General features: G+C 52.9%; 22 protein-coding genes. 12 read left to right on the top strand and 10 right to left on the bottom strand.

Translation table 11 applies throughout. The annotated features are described in order from the left end of the window. Positions 1-520, top strand: a 520-nt coding sequence (locus ON072_RS05420; protein WP_274625985.1) for a hypothetical protein, incomplete at its 5' end; no start/stop codon positions are given. A 218-nt stretch (positions 521-738) separates the two neighbouring features. Here ON072_RS05420 and ON072_RS05415 read toward each other — a convergent pair. Both ON072_RS05415 and mutY read right to left on the bottom strand, forming a co-directional pair. Continuing rightward, positions 739-1,017, bottom strand: a complete 279-nt coding sequence (locus tag ON072_RS05415) for an oxidative damage protection protein (RefSeq protein ID WP_039034915.1) — start codon at positions 1,015-1,017, stop codon at positions 739-741. A gap of 2 nt (positions 1,018-1,019) precedes the next feature. Then, a complete protein-coding gene (gene mutY, locus ON072_RS05410; protein ID WP_261752892.1) occupies positions 1,020-2,126 on the bottom strand; it encodes an A/G-specific adenine glycosylase in 1,107 nt (368 codons plus the stop codon). Positions 2,127-2,297: 171 nt separating this feature from the next. Between mutY and trmB the strand changes: the two genes are divergently transcribed. The 5 genes from trmB (at position 2,298) to ON072_RS05385 (ending at position 7,683) form a co-directional block, all read left to right on the top strand. Beyond that, a complete protein-coding gene (trmB, locus tag ON072_RS05405) occupies positions 2,298-3,014 on the top strand; it encodes a tRNA (guanosine(46)-N7)-methyltransferase TrmB (RefSeq protein ID WP_025009473.1) in 717 nt (238 codons plus the stop codon). Between the two features lie 22 nt (positions 3,015-3,036). Beyond that, positions 3,037-3,360: a YggL family protein gene (locus ON072_RS05400; RefSeq protein ID WP_025009472.1), complete on the top strand. Its 324-nt coding sequence runs from the start codon at positions 3,037-3,039 to the stop codon at positions 3,358-3,360. Beyond that, positions 3,360-4,274 carry a glutaminase B gene (gene glsB, locus ON072_RS05395; protein WP_144438023.1) on the top strand — a complete coding sequence of 305 codons (915 nt, stop codon included), beginning with the start codon at positions 3,360-3,362 and terminating at the stop codon, positions 4,272-4,274. Before ON072_RS05400 ends, glsB begins: the two co-directional genes overlap by 1 nt. A gap of 1,342 nt (positions 4,275-5,616) precedes the next feature. After that, the gene (locus ON072_RS05390; protein ID WP_261752893.1) at positions 5,617-6,420 is read left to right on the top strand and encodes a YggN family protein; all 804 of its coding nucleotides are present in this window, start codon (positions 5,617-5,619) and stop codon (positions 6,418-6,420) included. 315 nt (positions 6,421-6,735) lie between these two features. Then, positions 6,736-7,683 carry a LysR family transcriptional regulator gene (locus ON072_RS05385; protein ID WP_025009469.1) on the top strand — a complete coding sequence of 316 codons (948 nt, stop codon included), beginning with the start codon at positions 6,736-6,738 and terminating at the stop codon, positions 7,681-7,683. A 441-nt stretch (positions 7,684-8,124) separates the two neighbouring features. On the opposite strand, the gene ON072_RS05380 is transcribed toward ON072_RS05385, so the two are convergent. From ON072_RS05380 to ON072_RS05345, 8 genes are all read right to left on the bottom strand, one after another. Then, a complete protein-coding gene (locus tag ON072_RS05380) occupies positions 8,125-9,984 on the bottom strand; it encodes a DUF885 domain-containing protein (protein ID WP_261752894.1) in 1,860 nt (619 codons plus the stop codon). 216 nt (positions 9,985-10,200) lie between these two features. Beyond that, positions 10,201-11,337 carry a radical SAM family heme chaperone HemW gene (gene hemW / locus ON072_RS05375; RefSeq protein ID WP_144134414.1) on the bottom strand — a complete coding sequence of 379 codons (1,137 nt, stop codon included), beginning with the start codon at positions 11,335-11,337 and terminating at the stop codon, positions 10,201-10,203. Then, positions 11,337-11,939 (bottom strand): RdgB/HAM1 family non-canonical purine NTP pyrophosphatase, encoded by a 603-nt coding sequence (gene rdgB, locus ON072_RS05370; protein ID WP_025009467.1) that lies wholly within the window; start codon positions 11,937-11,939, stop codon positions 11,337-11,339. The genes hemW and rdgB overlap by 1 nt, the downstream gene beginning before the upstream one ends. A gap of 220 nt (positions 11,940-12,159) precedes the next feature. Further along, positions 12,160-12,594: a DUF4426 domain-containing protein gene (locus tag ON072_RS05365; protein WP_025887551.1), complete on the bottom strand. Its 435-nt coding sequence runs from the start codon at positions 12,592-12,594 to the stop codon at positions 12,160-12,162. A gap of 62 nt (positions 12,595-12,656) precedes the next feature. Then, positions 12,657-12,944, bottom strand: coding sequence for a DUF167 family protein YggU (yggU, locus tag ON072_RS05360; RefSeq protein WP_037467122.1), 288 nt, complete (start codon positions 12,942-12,944; stop codon positions 12,657-12,659). Then, positions 12,944-13,495: a YggT family protein gene (locus tag ON072_RS05355; RefSeq protein ID WP_025887553.1), complete on the bottom strand. Its 552-nt coding sequence runs from the start codon at positions 13,493-13,495 to the stop codon at positions 12,944-12,946. Before ON072_RS05355 ends, yggU begins: the two co-directional genes overlap by 1 nt. 23 nt (positions 13,496-13,518) lie before the next feature. Next, positions 13,519-14,337, bottom strand: a complete 819-nt coding sequence (gene proC / locus ON072_RS05350) for a pyrroline-5-carboxylate reductase (protein ID WP_261752895.1) — start codon at positions 14,335-14,337, stop codon at positions 13,519-13,521. Between the two features lie 132 nt (positions 14,338-14,469). Then, positions 14,470-15,165 (bottom strand): YggS family pyridoxal phosphate-dependent enzyme, encoded by a 696-nt coding sequence (locus tag ON072_RS05345; RefSeq protein ID WP_044733987.1) that lies wholly within the window; start codon positions 15,163-15,165, stop codon positions 14,470-14,472. 36 nt (positions 15,166-15,201) lie between these two features. On the opposite strand from ON072_RS05345, the gene ON072_RS05340 reads away from it, so the two are divergent. From ON072_RS05340 to ON072_RS05315, 6 genes are all read left to right on the top strand, one after another. Continuing rightward, positions 15,202-16,239, top strand: a complete 1,038-nt coding sequence (locus ON072_RS05340; RefSeq protein WP_025009461.1) for a type IV pilus twitching motility protein PilT — start codon at positions 15,202-15,204, stop codon at positions 16,237-16,239. A gap of 9 nt (positions 16,240-16,248) precedes the next feature. Continuing rightward, positions 16,249-17,361: a PilT/PilU family type 4a pilus ATPase gene (locus tag ON072_RS05335; protein WP_025887558.1), complete on the top strand. Its 1,113-nt coding sequence runs from the start codon at positions 16,249-16,251 to the stop codon at positions 17,359-17,361. Positions 17,362-17,485: 124 nt separating this feature from the next. Continuing rightward, entirely contained in the window at positions 17,486-18,595 is a 1,110-nt protein-coding gene (locus tag ON072_RS05330) for a hypothetical protein (RefSeq protein WP_052678495.1), read from the top strand. Positions 18,596-18,634: 39 nt separating this feature from the next. Beyond that, the gene (locus ON072_RS05325; RefSeq protein ID WP_044733988.1) at positions 18,635-19,216 is read left to right on the top strand and encodes a glutathione peroxidase; all 582 of its coding nucleotides are present in this window, start codon (positions 18,635-18,637) and stop codon (positions 19,214-19,216) included. A gap of 34 nt (positions 19,217-19,250) precedes the next feature. Then, positions 19,251-20,264, top strand: a complete 1,014-nt coding sequence (gene hemH / locus ON072_RS05320; protein WP_044733989.1) for a ferrochelatase — start codon at positions 19,251-19,253, stop codon at positions 20,262-20,264. A gap of 175 nt (positions 20,265-20,439) precedes the next feature. Next, positions 20,440-21,174, top strand: a complete 735-nt coding sequence (locus ON072_RS05315; protein WP_156020028.1) for a tryptophan 2,3-dioxygenase family protein — start codon at positions 20,440-20,442, stop codon at positions 21,172-21,174. Positions 21,175-21,182: the final 8 nt, after the last annotated feature.

Genomic DNA, 21,182 nt, shown 5'->3' with positions numbered 1-21,182 from the left:
CCCCGATTTGTTCTCGTCATACTGTGTTGGCTTGATAGGTGAAATGCTTCCATCTTTTATTCGCGATTGGGAGCAAGGTAAAGAGCGCTACATGGATATGAACCCTAGAGATAGGGTCATAAATACTAAGGGGCAACCTAAGTTTGGTGGGTGGATTTTTAATGGTTTTGACACTCGTAGACGTAATGGGCGCAAGCAAATGGTTGGTGCTGATGCTGAACATCACGATTCGATTATAGATGCTATTGAAAATGACTTATTACCTGAGCTGGAGAATGTAACAGCTTATCATGCTGTTCCAGATTTTATCGACGAGGATGCCATTGGGATGATTGAAGACCTAAACGTAATGGCACCAGATAGTATATTTCAAAATATTCCGATTAGGTATCTGTCTCGAGTAAGGCCTACCAATGCGCTTAGAGGTCGGGGGCAATGGGCTCAAAATCAGATTGAGTTGATGAACGATATGGCTGATGAGTACGACAGTATTGCTGAATATATAGTTGAGAACTTCTAACCCCGAAACCTTTCCAATCCAGCAGCCGTAGACAAACCGGGACAATGACAGCACGTTCATTGTCCCGGTTTTTTATGGCCTTCATATCTCACCACCGCGCCCTGGATGGTGTTCGTGCCTGAATTCGCCACGAACTGGCCGATAAATTTCGTATCGACAGCAAAAGAGAAAGGCCCATAAGGGCCTTTTCTCATTTCGCTTGCTACAGCTATAGCGGCTTATTCATCTTCTGCCGGTGGCACATAGCCTTCAATCTGTACTTCCTGACCTTCGAACAGGAAGGCAACCATCTGCTCTTCCAGCAGTTTGCGATCATCGACATTCATCATATTCAGTTTCTTTTCGTTGATCAGCATGGTCTGTTTTTTCTGCCACAGTCCCCAGGCCTCTTTGCTGATATTGTCGAAAATGCGCTTGCCGAGTTCGCCGGGATACAGTTGGAAATCCAGGCCATCGGCTTCTTTCTTGAGATAGACGCAGTTAACTGTGCGTGCCATGTTTACTCCTTGGTCAGACTCGGTTCCAGGCTGGCCAATACCCGCTCTGTTGCAGCGGCCAGTCCCACCCGGGAAGGTTGGTTTAAGTTATACCAGAGACAGGGTTTGGGTTCCATTACCCTGTCTTTACTCTGGGCGCTGTGACCTTGGTCCAGCAGCGTGTTTGTGGCTACTTTGCTCTTTAGCCGCAGCAGCATAGGCTGGGCGTCCAGGTGAAAGTGGCTGAAGGTGTGACGAAAGCCGGGCAGTTCAGTGATGCTGTGCTCTGCAAGCCCCAAGGCTTTGGCGGCTTGCAGCAGGTTTTGTCTGTTGCTGAACTCGGGGAAACACCAGAGGCCGCCCCAGATCCCGGCGGGTGGCCTTTGCTGCAGCAAGATCTCGCCATTGTGTTCCAGCACCAGTAGCCAGGCTTCTTTGGCCGGAATCGCCTTCTTCGGTTTCTTGCCGGGGAATTCGCCCTGGCGCCCCATAAGCTGCGCCTTGCAGTCGCGGGCGACCGGGCACTGGTCACAGGCGGGGCGGGAGCGGGTGCATATGGTGGCACCTATATCCATCATCGCCTGGTTGTATTTTTGGATCTCGGCCTTGGGCGTGAGTGCTTCAGTCAGCTGCCAGAGTTGGTTTTCCACATCCTTTTGCCCGGGCCAACCTTCTATGGCGCCGTGGCGGGCGAGTACCCGTTTGACGTTGCCATCCAATATGGGGTGATGTTGCCCCAAAGACAGCGACAGCACCGCCCCTGCGGTTGAGCGGCCAATGCCCGGCAGTGCCAGTACCGAGTCAAAGTCGGTTGGAAACTCGCCGTTAAACTCATCACGCACCTTGATGGCGGCCTTGTGCAGGTTACGGGCGCGGGCGTAATAGCCCAGACCTGTCCACAGATGCAGCACTTCGTCCGTGTCGGCATTGGCCAGGCTGACGACATCGGGGAAACGGGCAATGAATTTTTGGAAGTAGGGGATAACAGTCGCGACCTGGGTCTGCTGCAACATGATTTCAGAAATCCATACTTTGTATGGGGTCTTTTGCTGTTGCCATGGCAGAGTCTTGCGACCATTCAAGTCGTACCATTTTACGATACGTTCTGCGAAAGAGGCTGTTTTGTTCATCGGCGCAGTGTAGCCGCAGCCAAGGGGCGAAACAAGGAGATTGATCCCCCCAAATGATTGACTTATTTCGTTCTTGTGGATTGTTGGTATACTTTTTCAGCATCAGGGCTTGCACTGTATGGTGAACTTTGGATAATGCCCTTCTTTTTTCAAACCTCTCTAGGGGCAAAAATGAGCGAAGTCACAACGGCCGAGTTTAACGAAGAAGGCAAGTATCTGCGCAAAGTAAGAAGCTTTGTGCTGCGTGAGGGTCGCCTCACCAAGGGCCAGGCCCAGGCCATAGAAGCGCATTGGGGCAGCATGGGGCTGGATTATTCCCCCGAGCCGCTGGATTTGAACGCCGTTTTTGCCCGTGAGGCAGACACAGTGCTGGAGATAGGTTTTGGTATGGGTGCCTCACTGGTGACCATGGCCAAGGAAGCCCCCGAGCTTAACTTTATCGGTATCGAAGTGCACAAGCCTGGTGTGGGCGCCTGTCTTGCCGATGCCGGCGAAGCCGGAGTCACCAACCTGAGAGTATTCCATCACGATGCCATGGAAGTGCTGGAGCATGCCATTGCCGATAATTCTCTGGCGCGGCTGCAGCTGTTTTTTCCCGACCCATGGCATAAGAAACGCCACCACAAGCGCCGCATAGTGCAGCCGGCCTTTGCCGAGTTGGTGCGTCGTAAACTGAAAATTGGCGGTGTGTTCCACATGGCTACCGATTGGGAAAACTACAGCGAGCATATGCTGGAAGTGATGAATGCAGCCCCCGGCTATCGCAACCTTTCCAGCGATGGCACTGTAGTGCCACGCCCGGATTACCGTCCGTTGACCAAGTTCGAGGCCCGCGGTCAGCGCCTGGGTCACGGTGTTTGGGATCTGATGTTCGAACGTACAGAGTAATTACACCTGAGGGAGAAGCAGTATGGCTATTCGCAGTCGTCGTTTGCGCAAGAAGTTGCGTGTTGATGAATTCCAGGAGTTGGGATTTGACGTTAGTTGGCGTTTTGCCGACTCTGTGTCGGAGGAACAGATAGATCCCCTGGTCGACCGTTTTATTGATGAAGTCATAGAACCTAGAGGCTTGGGCTTCCACGGTGGCGGCCACAGAGAATGGGAAGGCATTATTGCCACCCAAAGAATTGGCAAGTGCACCGAAGATGACAGAAGCGCAGTCAAGGCATTCTGGGAAGCTCAGCCAATCAGCGAGTTGGAAGTTACTGAGCTGTACGACATTTGGTGGAGTTAATCCCGGACGAGGCCTTGCTTGAGCAGGTGCTCGACAGGGTTCGCCCTCTGATTGGCCAGGGTAAGGTGGCGGATTATATTCCGGCCCTTGCCCGGGTCAATGCCAACAAGCTGGGGATTGCCGTCACTATGGCCGACGGCACCACAGTGGGGGCAGGGGATTATTTAGAGCCTTTTTCCATTCAAAGTATTTCCAAAGTGTTCAGCCTGACACTGGCGCTGACACTCTATGAAGAAAGCGAAATCTGGAGCCGGGTAGGCAAAGAGCCGTCGGGTCACTCATTTAATTCTCTGGTGCAGGTGGAGTTGGAGCGCGGCATTCCCCGTAATCCCTTTATCAATGCCGGTGCGCTGGTCATAGCCGACTTGCTGCAGAGCCGCCTCGGAGCGCCCAAGCACAGAATGCTGGAAGTGGTTCGCCGTTTGGCGGGTAATCCGCATATCTGCTACGACAAGGTGGTGGCCGATTCCGAGTATCAGCATAGTGCCCGCAATGCCGCGATTGCCTATCTGATGAAGTCCTTCGGTAACTTCAACAATGATGTGGATACTGTGCTGCGAAGCTATTTCCATTACTGCGCCTTGAAAATGAGCTGCGCCGATCTTTCCCGGGCCATGATGTATCTGGTCCAAGGCGGTAAGGCAATGGATGGCAAAGAGCTGATATCACCGCTGCAGAGCCGCAGACTCAATGCGCTTTTGGCTACATCCGGGCTTTATGATGGCGCCGGTGAGTTTGCCTACCGGGTCGGCATGCCGGGCAAGAGTGGTGTCGGTGGTGGTATAATCGCCGTGATCCCCGGTGACATGTCCATCTGTGTCTGGTCGCCGGAGCTTGACCGCAGCGGCAACTCACTCGCCGGAACGGCAGCGCTGGAGCAACTCAGGCTGGCCGTTGGCCGCTCAATCTTCTGATCCCAAAGGCAGCATTCCGCTGCCTTTGTTTTTTACGCCATACCATAGCTTTCAGCCTAAAGTTGCATATTAAGCGCTTGCCGGGTTTCCGGCGACGGATGTTTCTCATTGCCTGCCGCAGGCTTATGCACAGGCGATCCTGTGACTCGGCGTTAATACGTCCTTGTAGCCTCGACGAAAACATCTGACCTACATGGACGTAGGAAATGCCGAATTTGTCGGGAACAGAATTCGGCCTTGTTTTCGACGGTCACAGTTCCGCCTGTGCCAGGGAAATAGGCGTATGTTAGTGGGTATATAAGCAATTTCAAGCAACGCTATGATTGCAGAATTGCACCAAATTCCCCTCGGTGTCGCCGAAAGCCGTTGGCGCAAATAACGTGGCTGAGGCATGGATGCCGAAGCAGCGTCAGTCGAATCAGGGATGAGCGTCTGAAGCGGTAGTTATTTGCGCCATTAGGCCGAGGGGCTTTCGACACCGTGTGGGGCGGCAAGGGAGATCCAAGAGGGGATTGCTGTTGATCCCTTCTTGGTCGGGTGTGGGGCGAAGCTCCACGACTTTAGGCCGCTGGCACAGCGGCTATCATGGCTGCCAGCTAAAAGTTACTAATTAGTATTGGCAGGGCCTCCGGCGACGGATGTTTCTCATTGCCTGCCGCAGGCTTATGCACAGGCGATCCTGTGACACGCTGTTAACCCATCCTTGGGCGCTCGACGAAAACGTCCCTGTTTTCGACGGTCACAGTTCCGCCTGTGCCTGGAATTAGGCGTATATCTGCAGCTCAAAACAACTCTGTGTGGGAAGAGTTGCACCAATTCCCCCTTCGGAGCCGCCGCTGGCGTTGTTGCAAATTGGCGTAGCCGAGACAGGGATGTCGAGGCTCGAAGGTCGAGCAAGGATGCGAGTCCTGAGTGTAGCCAATTTGTTTCATAAGCCAGCGGGGATTTCGGCTACGTCGGGGTGTCCTTGGGGATGCAAGGGGCTTTGGACAAGCAAAGCCTCTTGCTCGGTGTGGTGTGGAACACCACGACTTTAGGCCGCTGGCACAGCGGCTATTATGGCTTTTAATCCCGAATGCAGTGAAGAAAAGGAACAGTCTAGGCCATCCAGAGCTTTCCCTGTTAAACCTTTCTTTGGTTTCTTGTGTCTTATTCATCATAACGGCTACAAGTTGGTAAAATTTGCCACTCCTAGATGGTGGATTTTCATATTTTGCTGCCATACTTGATATTTATTCTTTTAGTATCAGTTAATTATAACTTTGGCACAAAGTCTGCTTTATTCTGAGCCATAAGCGGTAACCAAGTTTACTCGGCAGATTAAAACGAGAGGGAAGACAGAATGAAACAAGCGATTGGTGGAATATCTTTGGTGTGTGCACTGTTTGCGGCGGCGCCTGCTATGGCGATCAACTTTGAGCCAAGAGATGAGCAATGCGAGATGTCACTCAACTACGACATCTCACTGGAACCCAAGAAGCTGAGTGTCAGTAATCAAGGGAAAGAACACTATCGAATTGAGCCGGGCCGCCTCTACGTGGAAGGTGAAGAAGTGGCCTTGAATGCCGAGCAGAGCAAGCTTGTCAACGAGTACTCGGATGCCATGGCTCAGCAGTTACCCGAAGTCATCTCTTTGGTGGAAGATGCCGTCATCATGGCGAGCGAGGCCGTGAGCATGGCCCTGACACCACTCTTGGGTGATGCCGCCGGTGCCAAGTTGGATGAAACCATGGACAGTCTGCAACAGAGAGTCTATGAAGTGGCTCATCGCAATGGTGACCAGTACTTCCTGGGGGCCACCGAAGAGTCGCTGGAAAACGCCTTTGGTGATGAGTTTTCCAAAGAAATAGAGCAACTGGTGCAGCAGTCGCTAGGCAGTTTGATGATGGCCATGGGCAGCGCCATGATGTCAGGTGAGGGCGAAACCTTTGATGAGAAGATCAATGCCTTCAGCCAGAAGATGGAAAAGATGGGCAAGGATATTGAAGTGCAAATGGAGTCCCGCGCCCAAGAGATGGAGCAGAGAGCCGACGCGCTTTGCGACAACTTCCAACGTTTGGTGGTGCTGGAAGACAAGTTACGCAAGCAGATCCCTGAGCTGGGCGAATTCCAGGTACTGTCCGGCAAGGTTGAACTGCAGCAATAAGATTTAAGCTGGTGATTCCCCCTGTATCTTCCCCTCCCTTGATACAGGGTTTTTTTATTGATTATCTGTTGATTATGCCATCACTGCGGCGGTTTTTTTGGCTCAAGGCTATCCTTGGGTTAGAGTCAATAAGAAAGAATTGGTATACTTCGCAAAAATAATAAAACTGACACCCAAGTCAGGACTCAGTGACTCTACCCAGTGCGCTTTCCAAAACCCGGCAGCCCACACCCCATTTTGGGGTCTTGACGGTGAGGCCCGTCGCTTTTCCAGGAAAGCTTTTACCAGTGTTGTAAACGGCTTAAGGCGACTTTCATGTTAGAACTGTTAGAACCTATCGCTATTTTCACTCATGTCGCCCGTGCCGGCAGCTTCAGTGCCGCGGCGCGCAGGCTTGGAATATCCAAATCCAAGGTCAGTACCCAGGTTGCCGATCTTGAACATAAACTCGGGATCCAGTTGATCCAGCGAACAACCCGTAGCTTAAGCCTCACCGAAGCCGGTAATCTGCTGTATGTGCAGGGGGAAGAACTGCTCCGGGATGCGGATCAGGCGGTGGCCAGTGTGCACAACCTCAATGATGCCACCCGAGGCGTGCTCAAGGTAGGGATCTCCCAGTCGTTCGGCACCATGCACATTATTCCGGCACTGCCCGAGTTTATGACTCGTCACCCGGATCTCGAGCTGCAGGTGAGCCTGTTGGACCATAAGGTTGATGTGGTCAGTGAAGGCCTGGATCTGCTGCTGACCATGTCAGAGCAACTGCCTCTGGGTATGGTGGCCCGCCCGCTGATGAAGTGTCAGTTCCTGTTGGTGGCATCCCCCGGGTATGTTGCGGCCCACGGTATGCCGGCCCGGCCGGAGCAGCTGGTGGAGCACAACTGTTTGGTTTACCACGGTGAATGGCATGAGCACAGCGTCTGGCAATTCAAGAAGGGCGATGACTACTGTGAGATAGGGGTTTCGGGTAATTTCAGAGTCGACAATGCGCCGGCGCTCAAGTCTGCCGCTGTCAGTGGGCTTGGGGTGGTTTATCTCGCCAGTTATCTGCTGGAAGATGAAATAGAAAAAGGCACTCTGGTTCCTCTACTTCCCGATTGGCAACTGACCCACCATCTGCCGCTGCAGGCGGTTTATCCAAGACGTAAACACTTGGCTCCCAAGGTGAGTGCCTTTATCGAGTTCATTAAGGATCACATAGGTACACCACCCTATTGGGACAAAAAATACGCAGATCTGTTTGCCCTGCGCCAGGAAAAATAAAGAAATATCGTTCTTATAATAGAACAATGAAAAACACTCAAGTTCCGCTTGGGTGTTTTTTGTTTTTATATCATATAGATATTGAGATTTTGTTGGTTTTTTTATCGCTTTATTGTTTAGTGAATCCTAAAGGTTTTTAATAATCTTGTTGCAGTCTGTTCTGAAATCAATACAATGGTTGCAGTTGATTCGGGTGGAACCAACATACGGGTGTGCCGTGGGACTGACCCCTCCTGCTGTAGACTGCTTGGTTCAACACAGAGTGTTAAGCCCTTATCAATGCCGACCCAGGTTTTCGAACTAAAACAATGTCGGCCTTAAAACCATCATCCTGATTTTGGTTTACCCCGGCCCAGGTGGCCGGGGTATTTTTATGCCTGTTTTCAGGAGGGAATCAAGCGCATAAAAAAGCCGCTCACGGGAGCGGCAGTTGATTCAATTTCAAGCCTGGCTTTGCGCGGCCACCCAGTCTTTTACTTCCTGCTCAAGTACATCCAGCGGCAAGGGGCCGTTTTGCAATACCAGGGTGTGGAAGGCGCGAATGTCGAAACGCTCACCCAGCGCCTCCTTGGCGTAGGCTCTAAGCGCAAGTATCTTGTTCATCCCCACCTTGTAAGCGGTTGCCTGCGAGGGCATAACTATGTGCCGCTCAACCATTTTTACTGCGTCAGATTCGGCATTGGGAGTGTTGTCCATGTAATAGGCTATGGCTTGCTCTCGAGTCCATTTCTTGGCATGGATCCCGGTATCTACCACCAAACGGCAGGAGCGCCATAGCTCCATCGCCAATCTGCCAAAATCTGAGTAAGGATCGCTGTAAAGCCCCATCTCCTTGGGGAAGTACTCACTGTAAAGGCCCCAGCCCTCGATATAAGCCGTGTAAGAGCCGAAGCGACGGAAGCTGGGAAGTCCTTCCAGTTCCTGGGCTATGGCTATCTGCATGTGATGCCCGGGGATCCCTTCATGGTAGGCCAGTGCCTCCATTTGGTATTTGGGCATAGCCATTATGTCATAGAGGTTGGCATAGTAAGTTCCCGGACGACTGCCATCGGCCGAGGGCTGGTTGTAGAAAGCCTTGCCGGCAGACTTCTCCCTGAAGGCTTCCACCTGTTTGACTATCAAAGGCGCTTTGGGCTTTATCTTGAACACTTCATCCAGGCGCGAGTTCATGTTATCGATAAGGGCGGTGGCCTCTCTCAGGTAGTCCCGGCGGCCGGCGTCATTGTCCGGGAAGTAGAAGCCCTCATTCTGGCGCATAAACTCGAAGAAGGCTTTGAGATCGCCCTTGAAGCCAACTTTGTCCATGATGGCGCGCATTTCGCCGTGGATCCTGGCGACCTCGTCCAGTCCTAATTGATGAATGGTATCGGCGCTCATCTCTGTGGTGGTGGTATTGGCCAGGGCATTGTTATAGAAGGCGCTGCCGCTCGGGAATTTCCAGACACCATCTCTGCTGTCGGCCCGTTTTTCCAGGGTTTCGAGATAGGCAATCAGCTTTTGGTAAGCTGGCCTCAATTGTTCTTTGAGGGCGATGGCGGCTTGATCCAGCAGTTTATCTTGGGTGTCTTCATCCAGCTTGAGTTTTGCCAACTTGCCCTTGAAGTCATCCCAGATGGCGCTGTCCGGCTCACCATCAAACGGCGCGCCATGAATAATATTGCGACTGTCTGAAAGTACGTGGGGGAATACGAATTTGGGGGCGATTATGCCTTCCTCGGCGCGAACCTCGAGGGCGGTGATCAGCTGCTCGAACAGCTCAGGAACCCCGGCTATACGGCTGATATAGGCGCGGGCATCGGCTTCGTCGGCTATCGAGTGTTGGTTTATCAACAGTGAGGGCACCAGCGAGTGAATGCCGTACATCTGGTTGACCGGGTAGTTGTAGTGGCGGAACTTATCATCGCGGATCTGGCGTTGCAGCTTGGCGGTCAACAGCTCCAGGCTCAACTTGCTCTGTGGGTCCAACTTTGTCGGATCCAGTTGTGACAGGCGCTCAAGCTGCTGCTTGGCGCGAGCAAGCGCGGCATCATCGGCTGCATCTCCCAGTGAGTCCCATTTGCCGTAATCTGTTTTGATACCAAGAAAGGTCTGCCGCACCGGGCTGGCGGCAACATCTTCGTTGAAGATGGCTTCAAACAGGGCGTTGGCTTTGGCGGATTCGGCCTTGATGACCTCAGGAGCCAGGTTTGATGCTTGGTTACTCTGCCCGGAGACGGAGGCTGGGGCGAGAAGGGGATAACTGCTGCTTAAAACGGCGCCAAGGGCCAGCGTCAACAGACTTTTTCTTATGGTTATAGGCATGGACAACTTCCTTTTTGCTTGGCAATGGCAGGCCTGATGACGATGGCCCGAGTCAGGAAAGACGCACAGAAACCGCGACTGCTATGGCTCATTTGCGTCTAAAGAAGTTAATCCTAATGAAATACGGTAATTAAGTATTGGCGTAAATGTTAGAAAATATTTCCTCTTGCTGCTTTCGCTTTGGCAGTAGCAAGAGGAGGCTAATAAGAGATGGAGTTAACAAAACTGCGACAGCAGATCGTTGACGAACATATGCCCCTTGTTGGTGAGCTTCCAGTAACCGGGAGTGATCTCCACCAGCCCGCGCTCGGCGGCCTGCTGCATGCCTTTATCCAGGGTGTTGGCCGCAACGCCGGTGCGCGCTTCAAATTCGCTCCAGGGGATAGGGCTCATCAGTCGCAGCCTGTTCATCAGGTACTCCAGCGCCCTGTCTTCTGGCAGTACATAGCTCTCCTCAAACAGATAATCCTCTGTGGCCAAGTATCCCTTTGGATGTTTTATCTTTACCGTGCGTACTATGCGGTCCTGCTCCGGTAGCGTCAGCTTACCGTGGGCGCCGCACCCAATCCCCAGATAATCACCGAACTCCCAATAGTTGAGGTTATGGCGGCACTGAAAACCGGGTTTGGCGTAGGCGGATATTTCATACTGCTGGTAGCCAAGGGCCGCAAGTCTTTGCTGGCCCTGTTCATAGATGTGCCAAAGCGCTTCATCGTCCGGCAGCTGCGGCGGGCGTGAATGAAACAGGGTATTGGGCTCTATGGTGAGCTGATACCAGGACAGGTGCGGAGGATTGAGCGCCGCCGCCGTGTCGATATCGGCCATGGCTTCTTCAAAGCTCTGGTTCGGCAGACCGTGCATCAGATCCAGGTTAAAGCTCTGGTATCCGGCTGCAGCAACGCCTTTGGCGGCGTTGACGGCTTCATCCTTGCCGTGAATTCGCCCCAGCAGGTTGAGCTTGTCTTTGGCAAAGCTCTGCACACCGATGGAGAGGCGAGTGACACCTGCGGCGCGGTAAGCGCTGAAGTCATCATGTTCCAGAGTGCCTGGGTTGGCCTCCATGGTGATCTCTATGTCATCGGCAAAGGCAATGCGCCGGTTCACGCCTTGCAGCAGTCTGCCTATCTGGGCAGCATCGAACAGAGAGGGGGTGCCGCCACCGATAAAGATGCTGTGCAGTTGCCGGCCTTGAACATAGTGCAGGTCGGCGTCGAGATCGCCAAGCAGGGCATCGACATATTCCTGCTGCGGCAGCTCACCCTGTTTTCCGTGAGAGTTGAAATCACAGTAAGGGCATTTCTGCACACACCAGGGAATATGAATATAGAGACTCAGCGGTGGCAGCGTCAGCATCAGCCGAGGATCCCCTGTTGTTTGAAGGCTTCAAGCAGCAATTTCAGCGCCTTGCCTCTGTGGCTGAGATGGTTCTTTTCATCACTGCTGAGCTCGGCGGCAGTTTGCTGGTAACCACAGGGAATGAATACGGGATCATAACCATGGCCGTTGTCGCCCTTGGGTTCAAAACCTATTTCCCCTTCCCAGGCGGCCTGGCAGATGATGGGAGTCGGATCCTTGGCATGACGCATATACACAAGTACACACTGGAAACGGGCTGTACGGGGGGCAGGCGTTGCCTCTATGGCGCCAAGCAGCTTGTTGTAGTTGCCTTCGGCCGTGGCGTTGGCGCCACTGTAACGGGCGGAGTAGATGCCGGGAGCGCCGTCCAGAGCATCAACTTCGAGGCCTGAGTCATCGGCAATAGCGGGCAGGCCGGTGATTTCGGCGGCATGGCGCGCCTTGATAATGGCATTTTCAACAAAAGTGGTGCCGGTTTCCGCCACTTCAGGCACATCGAATTGGTTTTGTGGCAACACCTCAATATTGAAGGCGTTGAACATCTCGGCGAATTCTTTGAGTTTTCCCTTGTTGCCACTGGCAAGCACTATCTGTTTCATCTTGGATTTTCCTTATTTCACAATGCCGGCAATAGTACCATTTTGCAAAAGAGTTTACTCACTCAGCGACAATGAAAAGGTGCGAAAACAAGTAGAGCCGTGGAAGGTTTGAGCCCTAATGGCTGTTGTCGTTTCTCTAAGTCGGCGGTCAATAGCCACTCGGGGCGGCCATAAAAAAACGCCGCTCATTCGGCGGCGCTCTATTGACGGAATGTACAGCTCAATCGACGTAGAATTTCTGTTTAAAGGCCAGAGTGGTGTTGAGCTCGTTGCCGTGTTTGATCAGGATTTGAAAGTTGATCTCCTGATCGTCGCGATAGGGCACCTCGGCAATATAGTAGATGGCATCACCCTCGCGAATTTCGCGGAATTTCAACTGCATTCTGGCATCGATAAGATTGTTGGCCAGGCCGGATATCTCGACCGGTACTGCCGGATTGCCCTCTTCACTGGTATCCAATACGGCGATATTGATGATACCCGTGTAACGGCTGCGTTCTATGCCGTAGCTCTTGGCGATGGATGGCGTCAAAAAGGTGCTGCCCAGCGCCATATAGTGAATATCGAACTGGCCGACGGTCTGCTTCTGTTCGGCTTGGGCGACACCGGCCAGAGAGCCGAGACACAAAAGCAGGGTCAAAAATTTGCGCAACATAATGCTTTACCTGAGGTTAAGTGTGTTGAATTGATTATAGTCCCTTGTCTGCTGCCATGGCATCAGAGCAAGGCCTCGATTTCAGCGGGCAGTATCTTGGGCGCTTCAATACGCACCTGCTTGTGGCGGCCCAGTTCTCCCTTGACTATGGCTATCTGTCCCTTGGGCACCTTGAAGGCCTTGGACAGATACTTGGTCAGGTGGGCGTTGGCCTTGCCGTCCACAGGTGGCGCGGTAATGGCCACCTTGAACTCTTCACCATGCAGGCCAACCAGTTGATCCCGGCTGGCCTTGGGCTGGATATAGAGATTGAGCAGTAGATCCTGCTGCTCCCAACTAACGGCTTTCATCAAGCGATGGCCCAGAAAGGAATCGTCTTGGCCAGCAGTATGTTGACGAAATTCATCAACACCATCAGCACCAGCAGCGACAAGTCCAGCCCGCCCATGGGCGGCAGGAAGCGGCGAATGGGCGCCAGCAGCGGCTCGGTCAACTGCATCATCACATATTCAATCGGGTTGCGCCCCTGGCTGACCCAACTGAGGATAGCGCGAATGATCAGGATCCAGAACAGCAATACCCCGGCCTTTTTGAACAAGGACACCAGGGCAAACATCAAGGTTGCAACCAGGTTGAACGCCTGGCCCGCCATCAGGGTCAGCAAGAGTATTTTGACTACCACTACCAGTAGCGCCAGCACCACAGAGGCCGTATCCAGACTGCCTATGGAGGGCAGTATCCGCCGCATGGGCGCCACAATAGGATGGGTGGCTTTGACGATAAACTGGCTGAAGGGGTTATAAAAATCTGCCCGCACCAGCTGCAGCCAGATCCTCAGTATGACTACCATAAAATAGAGGTCGAATACGACTGTAATCAGGTAAATCAATGCTTCATTCATGAAAAGTTTCGCCCTTGGGTCGTTTAGAATTCTTTGGCCATGGCTTCAGCCCTGGCAATACAGTTATTCATTGCTTGCTTGATCAGTCCCTTGAGATCACTTCGCTGGAAGGTTTCCACCGCCTCATGGGTGGTACCGCCCTTGGAGGTGACATTCTGTCGCAGTTGGCCGGCGCTCAGCTGAGGATTTTGAATCACCATCTGTGAGGCACCCAGAGCCGCCTGCTGCACCAATAACCTGGCCTTGGATTCATCCAGCCCCAGCTCTTTGGCCGCATCCATCATGCCTTCCATAAACAGGAAAAAATAGGCTGGAGAGCTGCCCGCCAAGGCGATCACCAAATTGAGATCCGCTTCTTTGTCTACCCACAGGGTCTCGCCGCCACTGGCCATAATCTGCTGACAAAGATCTTTATCTGCCTGCTCAACCCCACTTGCGGCATAAAGGCCTGTCATGCCATAGCCAAGTTGGGTTGGGGTGTTGGGCATGGTGCGGATAAGCTTAATCTGCTGGCCGAAGTAGTCATTGTATTTGGCGGCCGGGATCCCTGCCGCTATGGTAATAAACAGCTTGTCGGCCAGCGGCAGTGTTGCCAGTTGCTCACACACCTGCTGCATCAGTTGCGGTTTGACCGACAGCACTATGATATCGGCCCAGTCACAGGCGGCTTGGTTGTCTGTGGTGGTGAGGATGCCGAAATCGCGCTTGAGTGCATCGAGTTTACCTGTGCTTGGGTTACTGGCCTGGATCAATTCAGCCGGATAACCGCTGCCCACCAGCCCGCTGATGATACTGCGGCTCATATTGCCGGCGCCGATAAAACAGATTTTCTTTTGAGCCATGCTGTCCCCTGTCACTTGTGATTGGAGTGTATCCCGCATCGGGTTTGACCGTGCGGGAGATATTAGTATTTGGGCCAATACTATCAAAAACAAGGTCTCAGCGGCCAATCTCAGATCTTATTGACTGGTTTATCAGCCGTAGTTCCGCTCGCCGAAAATAGCGCTACCGACTCTGACCATGGTAGAGCCCTTGGCGATGGCGAGCTCAAGATCCTGACTCATACCCATGGACAGGGTATCCACCTGTGGAAACTTGAGCTTCAGTTCGGCAAACAGTTGCTGCATGTGCGACAGCTCCGCCTCAAGCCTTGGGCCTTCACCGGCACTGGGAATTGTCATCAGTCCCCTGAGTCTGAGGTTGGGCAATGAGTCCACCAGGCTTGCCAGCTCAAACATTTCGCTCTGTGTTGCTATTCCTGCTTTGGAACTTTCACCCGAAACATTGATTTGGATGCAGATTTCCAGTGGTGGCATGCCTTCTGGGCGCTGCTCCGACAGGCGGCGGGCAATTTTTTCCCGCTCCAGGGTGTGCATCCAATGGAAGTGCTCGGCGACAATTCTTGATTTATTGGATTGCAGCGGGCCGATAAAGTGCCATTCTATATCGGGACAGCGCTGCGCCAGTTCCATGGCTTTCTGTTGCCCCTCCTGGACATAGTTTTCGCCAAAGCAACGTTGCCCGGCGGCATAAGCTTGTTCAATGTCGGCGACCGGCTTGGTCTTGCTGACAGCCAGCAGCTTGATCTCGCTTGCATTTCGGGACGAAATTTGCGCCGCTTGAGCTATCCTGCGCTGGGCTAGCGCCAGTCTGTCTGCTATTGTTGTCATGATGTAAACTTTTTGGTTGAACGGATATCCCAAACTATGGAAATCACTGAATTATTGGCCTTTAGTGTAAAGCATAACGCTTCGGATCTGCACCTGTCGGCCGGTGTGCCTCCCATGATACGCGTCGACGGCGAGGTCAGAAAGATTAATGTCCCTGCGCTTGATCACCAAGGGGTTCACAGACTTGTCTACGACATAATGAATGACAAGCAGCGTAAGGATTATGAAGAGTTTCTGGAAATCGACTTTTCCTTTGAAGTCCCCAATCTGGCGCGTTTTCGTGTCAATGCCTTCAATCAGTCCCGCGGCGCCGCCGCGGTTTTTCGTACTATTCCCAGCGACATTTTGACTTTGGAACAACTGGGCGCACCGGAAATCTTCAAGAAAATTGCTTCATATCCTCGTGGCCTGGTGTTGGTAACCGGCCCCACAGGTTCGGGTAAGAGTACCACCCTGGCGGCGATGATAGATTACGTCAATGAGAACCGCCACGATCATATTCTCACCATTGAAGACCCTATCGAATTCGTGCACCAAAACAAGCAATGTCTTATCAACCAGCGGGAAGTGCATCGCCATACCCACAGCTTTAACGCCGCCCTCAGAAGCGCCCTGCGTGAAGACCCCGATGTCATCCTGGTCGGTGAGATGCGGGATTTGGAAACCATACGCCTGGCGATGACCGCGGCAGAAACCGGCCATTTGGTGTTCGGTACCTTGCACACCACCTCGGCGGCCAAGACCATTGACCGTGTGGTTGACGTATTCCCCGCAGGCGAGAAGGACATGGTGCGTACCATGTTGTCTGAGTCGTTGCAGGCGGTTATCTCCCAGACCCTGATCAAGAAAGTTGGCGGCGGCCGGGTGGCGGCCCATGAGATCATGATGGGAACCCCGGCTATCCGAAACCTTATCCGTGAGGACAAGGTGGCACAGATGTATTCTGCTATCCAAACCGGTATGGCCCATGGCATGCAAACCTTGGAGCAGAGCCTGCAGAACCTGGTGAATCGCGGCTTGATCAGTCGGGAAGATGCCATGGCCAAGAGCTCCAACAAACAAGCGAATTTCTAAGGAGTTCCCATGGAAGTCAGACCTTTTCTCAAGGCTATGGTGGATCGCAAGGCCTCGGATCTCTTTATTACCGCGGCTTTTCCTCCAAGTGCCAAGGTGGACGGTGAACTCAGGCCGCTGGCGGAAAACGCCTTTACCCCGGCGCAGTCGCTGGAGTTTGTTGAGTCTTTGATGACGCCGGAGCAGAAAAAGGAGTTTCACGAGACCCGCGAATGTAACTTTGCTGTGGGCGCCAAAGAGTTGGGGCGTTTCCGGGTCAGTGCCTTCTGGCAACGGGAGTCGGCGGGCTGCGTGATGCGGCGCATCGAAACCAAGATCCCTACTGTGGAGCAGCTGTACCTGCCGCCCATTCTCAAAGATTTGGTAATGAGCAAGCGCGGATTGGTGATCATGGTAGGGGGAACCGGTACGGGTAAGTCCACCTCGCTGGCGGCACTTATCGGTTACCGTAATGCTAATGCCAGGGGACACATACTCACCATCGAAGATCCGGTGGAATTTGTTCACCAACACGGCAAGAGCATTATCACCCAGCGGGAAGTGGGTATAGATACCGAGTCGTTTGATGCGGCACTCAAGAGCTCATTGCGCCAGGCGCCGGACGTTATCCTTATCGGTGAGATCCGTACCCAGGAAACCATGGAGTTTGCCCTGTCGTTCGCCGAAACCGGCCACTTGTGTATGGCAACCCTGCACGCCAACAACGCCAACCAGGCGCTGGATCGCATCATGCACCTGGTGCCAGAGAGTAAGCACCAACAACTGCTATTTGACCTGTCGCTTAACTTGCGCGGTATTGTGGCCCAGCAGTTGGTGCCCAAGGTGGACGGCAGCGGCCGGCGCGCCGCCATCGAAGTGCTGATCAACACCCCCAGGGTGGCCAGTCTTATTCAAAAGAACGAGCTGCACGTGCTCAAGGACACCATGGCCAAGTCCAACGAGCAGGGGATGCAAACCTTCGACCAGGCGCTGTTCAAGCTCTACTGTGAAGGAGAGATCAGCTACGCCGATGCACTGCATCATGCCGACTCACCTAACGACCTGCGACTCATGATTAAACTCCACAGCAATGACACCGGCAATTCAGGTTTCATGGAGGGAGTTACCCTGGATATGGATTAGTGGGAAAGCACTGCAAAAGGCGTCGGAATGACGCCTTTTTTGTTTGTATTGAGTGGATTGTTCGAAAAAGAGCTATCTTTTTGTTATTGTGTTGCGCCTGTTTTGTGAAAAGGATGGAAGGGGAATGCAATTGCAGCAAACCACTTTATTTTCAGCTTTGGGTCTGGCTCTGGCCGGTTGTTTCACTCTGCCGGCCGCGGCCGTGCCGGTTTCCGACGAGCTGGATATCGGCGGGGCGGTACGAGTCAACTATGGCTGGAAAGACTATGATGACGATGCCAAGTTGGAGTTCGAGCTGTTTCGCGCCGATGTCAAATACGATAACGGAGAACTGTTCGCGTCGGCTCAGTACCGCTGGTATCAGGATCAGGATGTGATCCAGCATGCCTTCTTTGGCTATCGCTTTTCAGAAAACTCGGACATTCGCCTCGGGGTCACCCAGGTGCCTTTCGGTTTGCTGCCCTATGCGGCTCATTCCTTCTGGTTCGGCGCGACTTATTATCTCGGCTTTGAAGACGACTATGATGCCGGTATTCACTGGCAGTACAACAAGGACGGCTGGCGCTACGATCTCGCCTGGTTTGCCAATGATGAATATGGCGACGGTAGCCGCTTCAAGCGCTATTCCTTCGATGTCGCCACCACAGAAAACGCCCCCTATGAAGAGGCCGGGCAGTTTAACGCCAGAGTCGAGCGCAGCCTGAAGTCCGGTGAGTTTGCCCATAAACTGGGCGCTTCTGTGCAATATAGCCGTTTGGACTACAAGCCAATGGCCGGCGCCGTTGCCGGTGAAGACACAGATGGCTTGGCGGTAGCAGCCCATTGGCAAATGGATTGGCACGCCTGGCAGACTCAGGTGCAGTATCTGCATTATGACTATGACATGCCCGGCGAGCGTTTGGCGCTGTCGGCCTTTGCCTACCCGTTTGAGATAGCGGCCGAGGCCGATGTGCTCACATTTAACCTGTCGCGCACCATAGATGTTGATTGGGGCCCTATCACTCAGCTCAACTGTTATAACGACTACAGCCAGGTATTTGCCTCGGGTACCGGGTTGGATGATTCGGTGCAGAATGTCACAGGTTGCGCCATCAGCGCCGGTAAGTTCTACTCCTACGTGGACTGGATCGCCGGTAAAAACATGTGGTTTGTCAACGGCCCCGGCATAGGTATTGCCGAAGGGGACAGCAGCTGGCATTCAAGGCTGAATATCAATGTTGGCTTCTACTTTTAACGACTGAAGCTGGTAAGAATAAAAACAAATGGAGGTGTTATGGTGAAGGTGTTCAAGCCCCTGGCAAGATTGAATTTAACCGGGCCTGCATTGAAGAGGCTGGCTTTTACAGCATTGGCTTTGGCGCCCACGGCGGTTTTTGCCGGTCAGTGCCCCGATTACCTCAATATCAAGTTGAGAAAGCTCCATTCCCAGGAGTCTGTCGACCTGTGTGAACTCACCCAAGGTAAACCTGTGCTTCTGGTCAATACCGCCAGCAATTGTGGTTTTACGCCTCAATTCAAGGCGCTTGAAGCCCTGCATAAGGACTACCGCGAGCGCGGGCTGGTGGTGATAGGTTTCCCATCCGATGACTTCTTCCAGGAAGAAAACGAAGAGAAAGATACCGCCAAGGTGTGCTACATCAACTATGGCGTGACTTTTACCATGGTGGCTACCTCTGCGGTTCGTGGCAGTGATGTGAACCCGGTATTTGCCTATCTGGGGCAGCAGGCCGGCGCGCCCAAGTGGAACTTCTACAAGTACCTGGTCAGTGGCGACGGTCAACAGGTGCAGAGCTTTAACTCCAGAGTCAAACCCGATAGTGATGAATTGATCAAAGCGATTGAATCTGTGCTTTAATATCTGACTTATTCGTTTTCTATCTGAGGTGATTTTGGCTAAGTTTATCGGTCTTGATAAAGACAAGGGCCACGCCGGGCGTGGTAAAACCGGGATATTGCTGTTGAATCTGGGGACGCCGGACGCACCGACACCCGCGGCGGTGAGGCGTTATCTGGCCGAATTTCTCTCCGATCCCAGGGTGGTGGAGATCCCCAAGGCGCTGTGGAAGCTTATTCTCCATGGCATTATTCTCAGGGTCAGGCCGGCCAAATCGGCGGCCCTTTACCGTGAGGTGTGGACTGATAAGGGCTCGCCACTGATGGATATCAGTGAGCGCCAGACCCAGGCCTTGGCAGAAAAACTCAAGGCCGAAGGCGTTGAAGCCGAAGTTGCCTTGGCGATGCGTTACGGCAACCCGGCGGTGGGCGATGTGCTCAAACGTCTGCACAATCAAGGGGTCGATAAACTGGTTGTGCTGCCGCTCTATCCTCAATATGCCGGTCCTACCACGGGCTCTGCATTTGATGCCATAGCCAAAGAGTTGACTCAATGGCGTTACTTGCCGTCACTGCACTTTATCCATACCTACCACGATAATCCGCTGTTTATCGAGGCGCTGGCCGAGTCCATCGAAGCTGACTTTGCCCAACACGGCAAACCGCAGAAACTGGTGCTGTCGTACCATGGTATGCCGGAGCGGAATCTCAAGCTGGGCGACCCTTACTACTGCTTCTGTATCAAGACCTCAAGATTGTTGGCCGAACGTCTTGGGCTGGCAGAGGATGATGTGATCAGCAGCTTCCAGTCTCGTTTCGGCAAGGCCAAATGGCTGGGCCCTTACACGGATGAAACCATGATGGCTCTGCCAAAGCAGGGGATCACAGATGTAGCCGTTGCCTGTCCTGCATTCAGCGCCGACTGCCTGGAAACTCTGGAGGAGATTGCCGGGCAGAACCGTGAGTTTTTCGAACAGGCCGGTGGTAAGTCATTCCGCTATATAGCGGCGCTCAACGACAGACCGCGCCATATAGAGATGATGGCCGAGTTGGTTCGTCCCTATCTGTAAGCATTCTTCCTCCCCCCTAATCAGGGCTGCAGTCCGGCAGCCCTGCCAACAATATTTGACACTGCCGCTGTTTGCGGATCGCTTCGCTGCCCTTGTTGCCTGCCACGCTATGCCTTAGCTTGGCAAGTTGAATGTTAATTTATGGTTAACAACACAAGAATAAGGATAAGGCATCATGGATCGCGAGCAGATATATGCCAGCATGGCCGGAGAGGGTCGACTGGATTATGAAAAGTACCTCAATACTCCCAAATTGCTCAGCTGTCAGAAGCCCTATGAGCAGTTGTGTAATGCTGATGAGCTGCAGTTTCAAATAGTGCATCAGTCGGAGGAGTTGTGGATGAAGCTCATCTGTTACACCCTGCTGGAGATTGATGAGCGTATGGCCGCAGGGGAGACCTTCAAGGTGTTGACCCTGTTTGCCCGGGTACATAAGGCGATGGGGTTTCTTATCGAGCAACTGAGTATTCTCGACACTATGTCTATCAAGGATTATCAGGCCATTCGGCTGCAACTGGGCAACGGCAGCGGTCAGGAATCACCGGGATTCAAAACCCTGTTGCAGCTTTATAAGCCGCTGTGGCTCACCTTTGAGCGAGTCTACCTTGAGCAAAAGGGGCTGACGGTCGAGCAGATATACAACAGTGAATACAGTCACGATGAAAGCTATATGGTGGCCGAGGCCATGATAGAGTACGACCAGCTGTTTCAGCACTTCCGTTACCATCACATCAAACTCATCCACAGAAGCATAGGCATAGACAGCATGTCGCTGAAGGGGCGCAGCACTGAAATCCTTAACTCAGGTATGAAGATGCAGTTTTTCCCTAAACTTTGGCAAGTTCGCGGTCAGATGACAGATATCTGGGGCGGTGTTTACGGTGTCAAACGCGACTCGATTGCCGACTGAGGAGCCTG

The sequence above is a fragment of the Shewanella sp. K8 genome (genome assembly GCF_028823715.1).
GTDB lineage: Bacteria > Pseudomonadota > Gammaproteobacteria > Enterobacterales > Shewanellaceae > Shewanella > Shewanella algae.
This window is presented reverse-complemented; position numbering and strand designations above follow the sequence as displayed.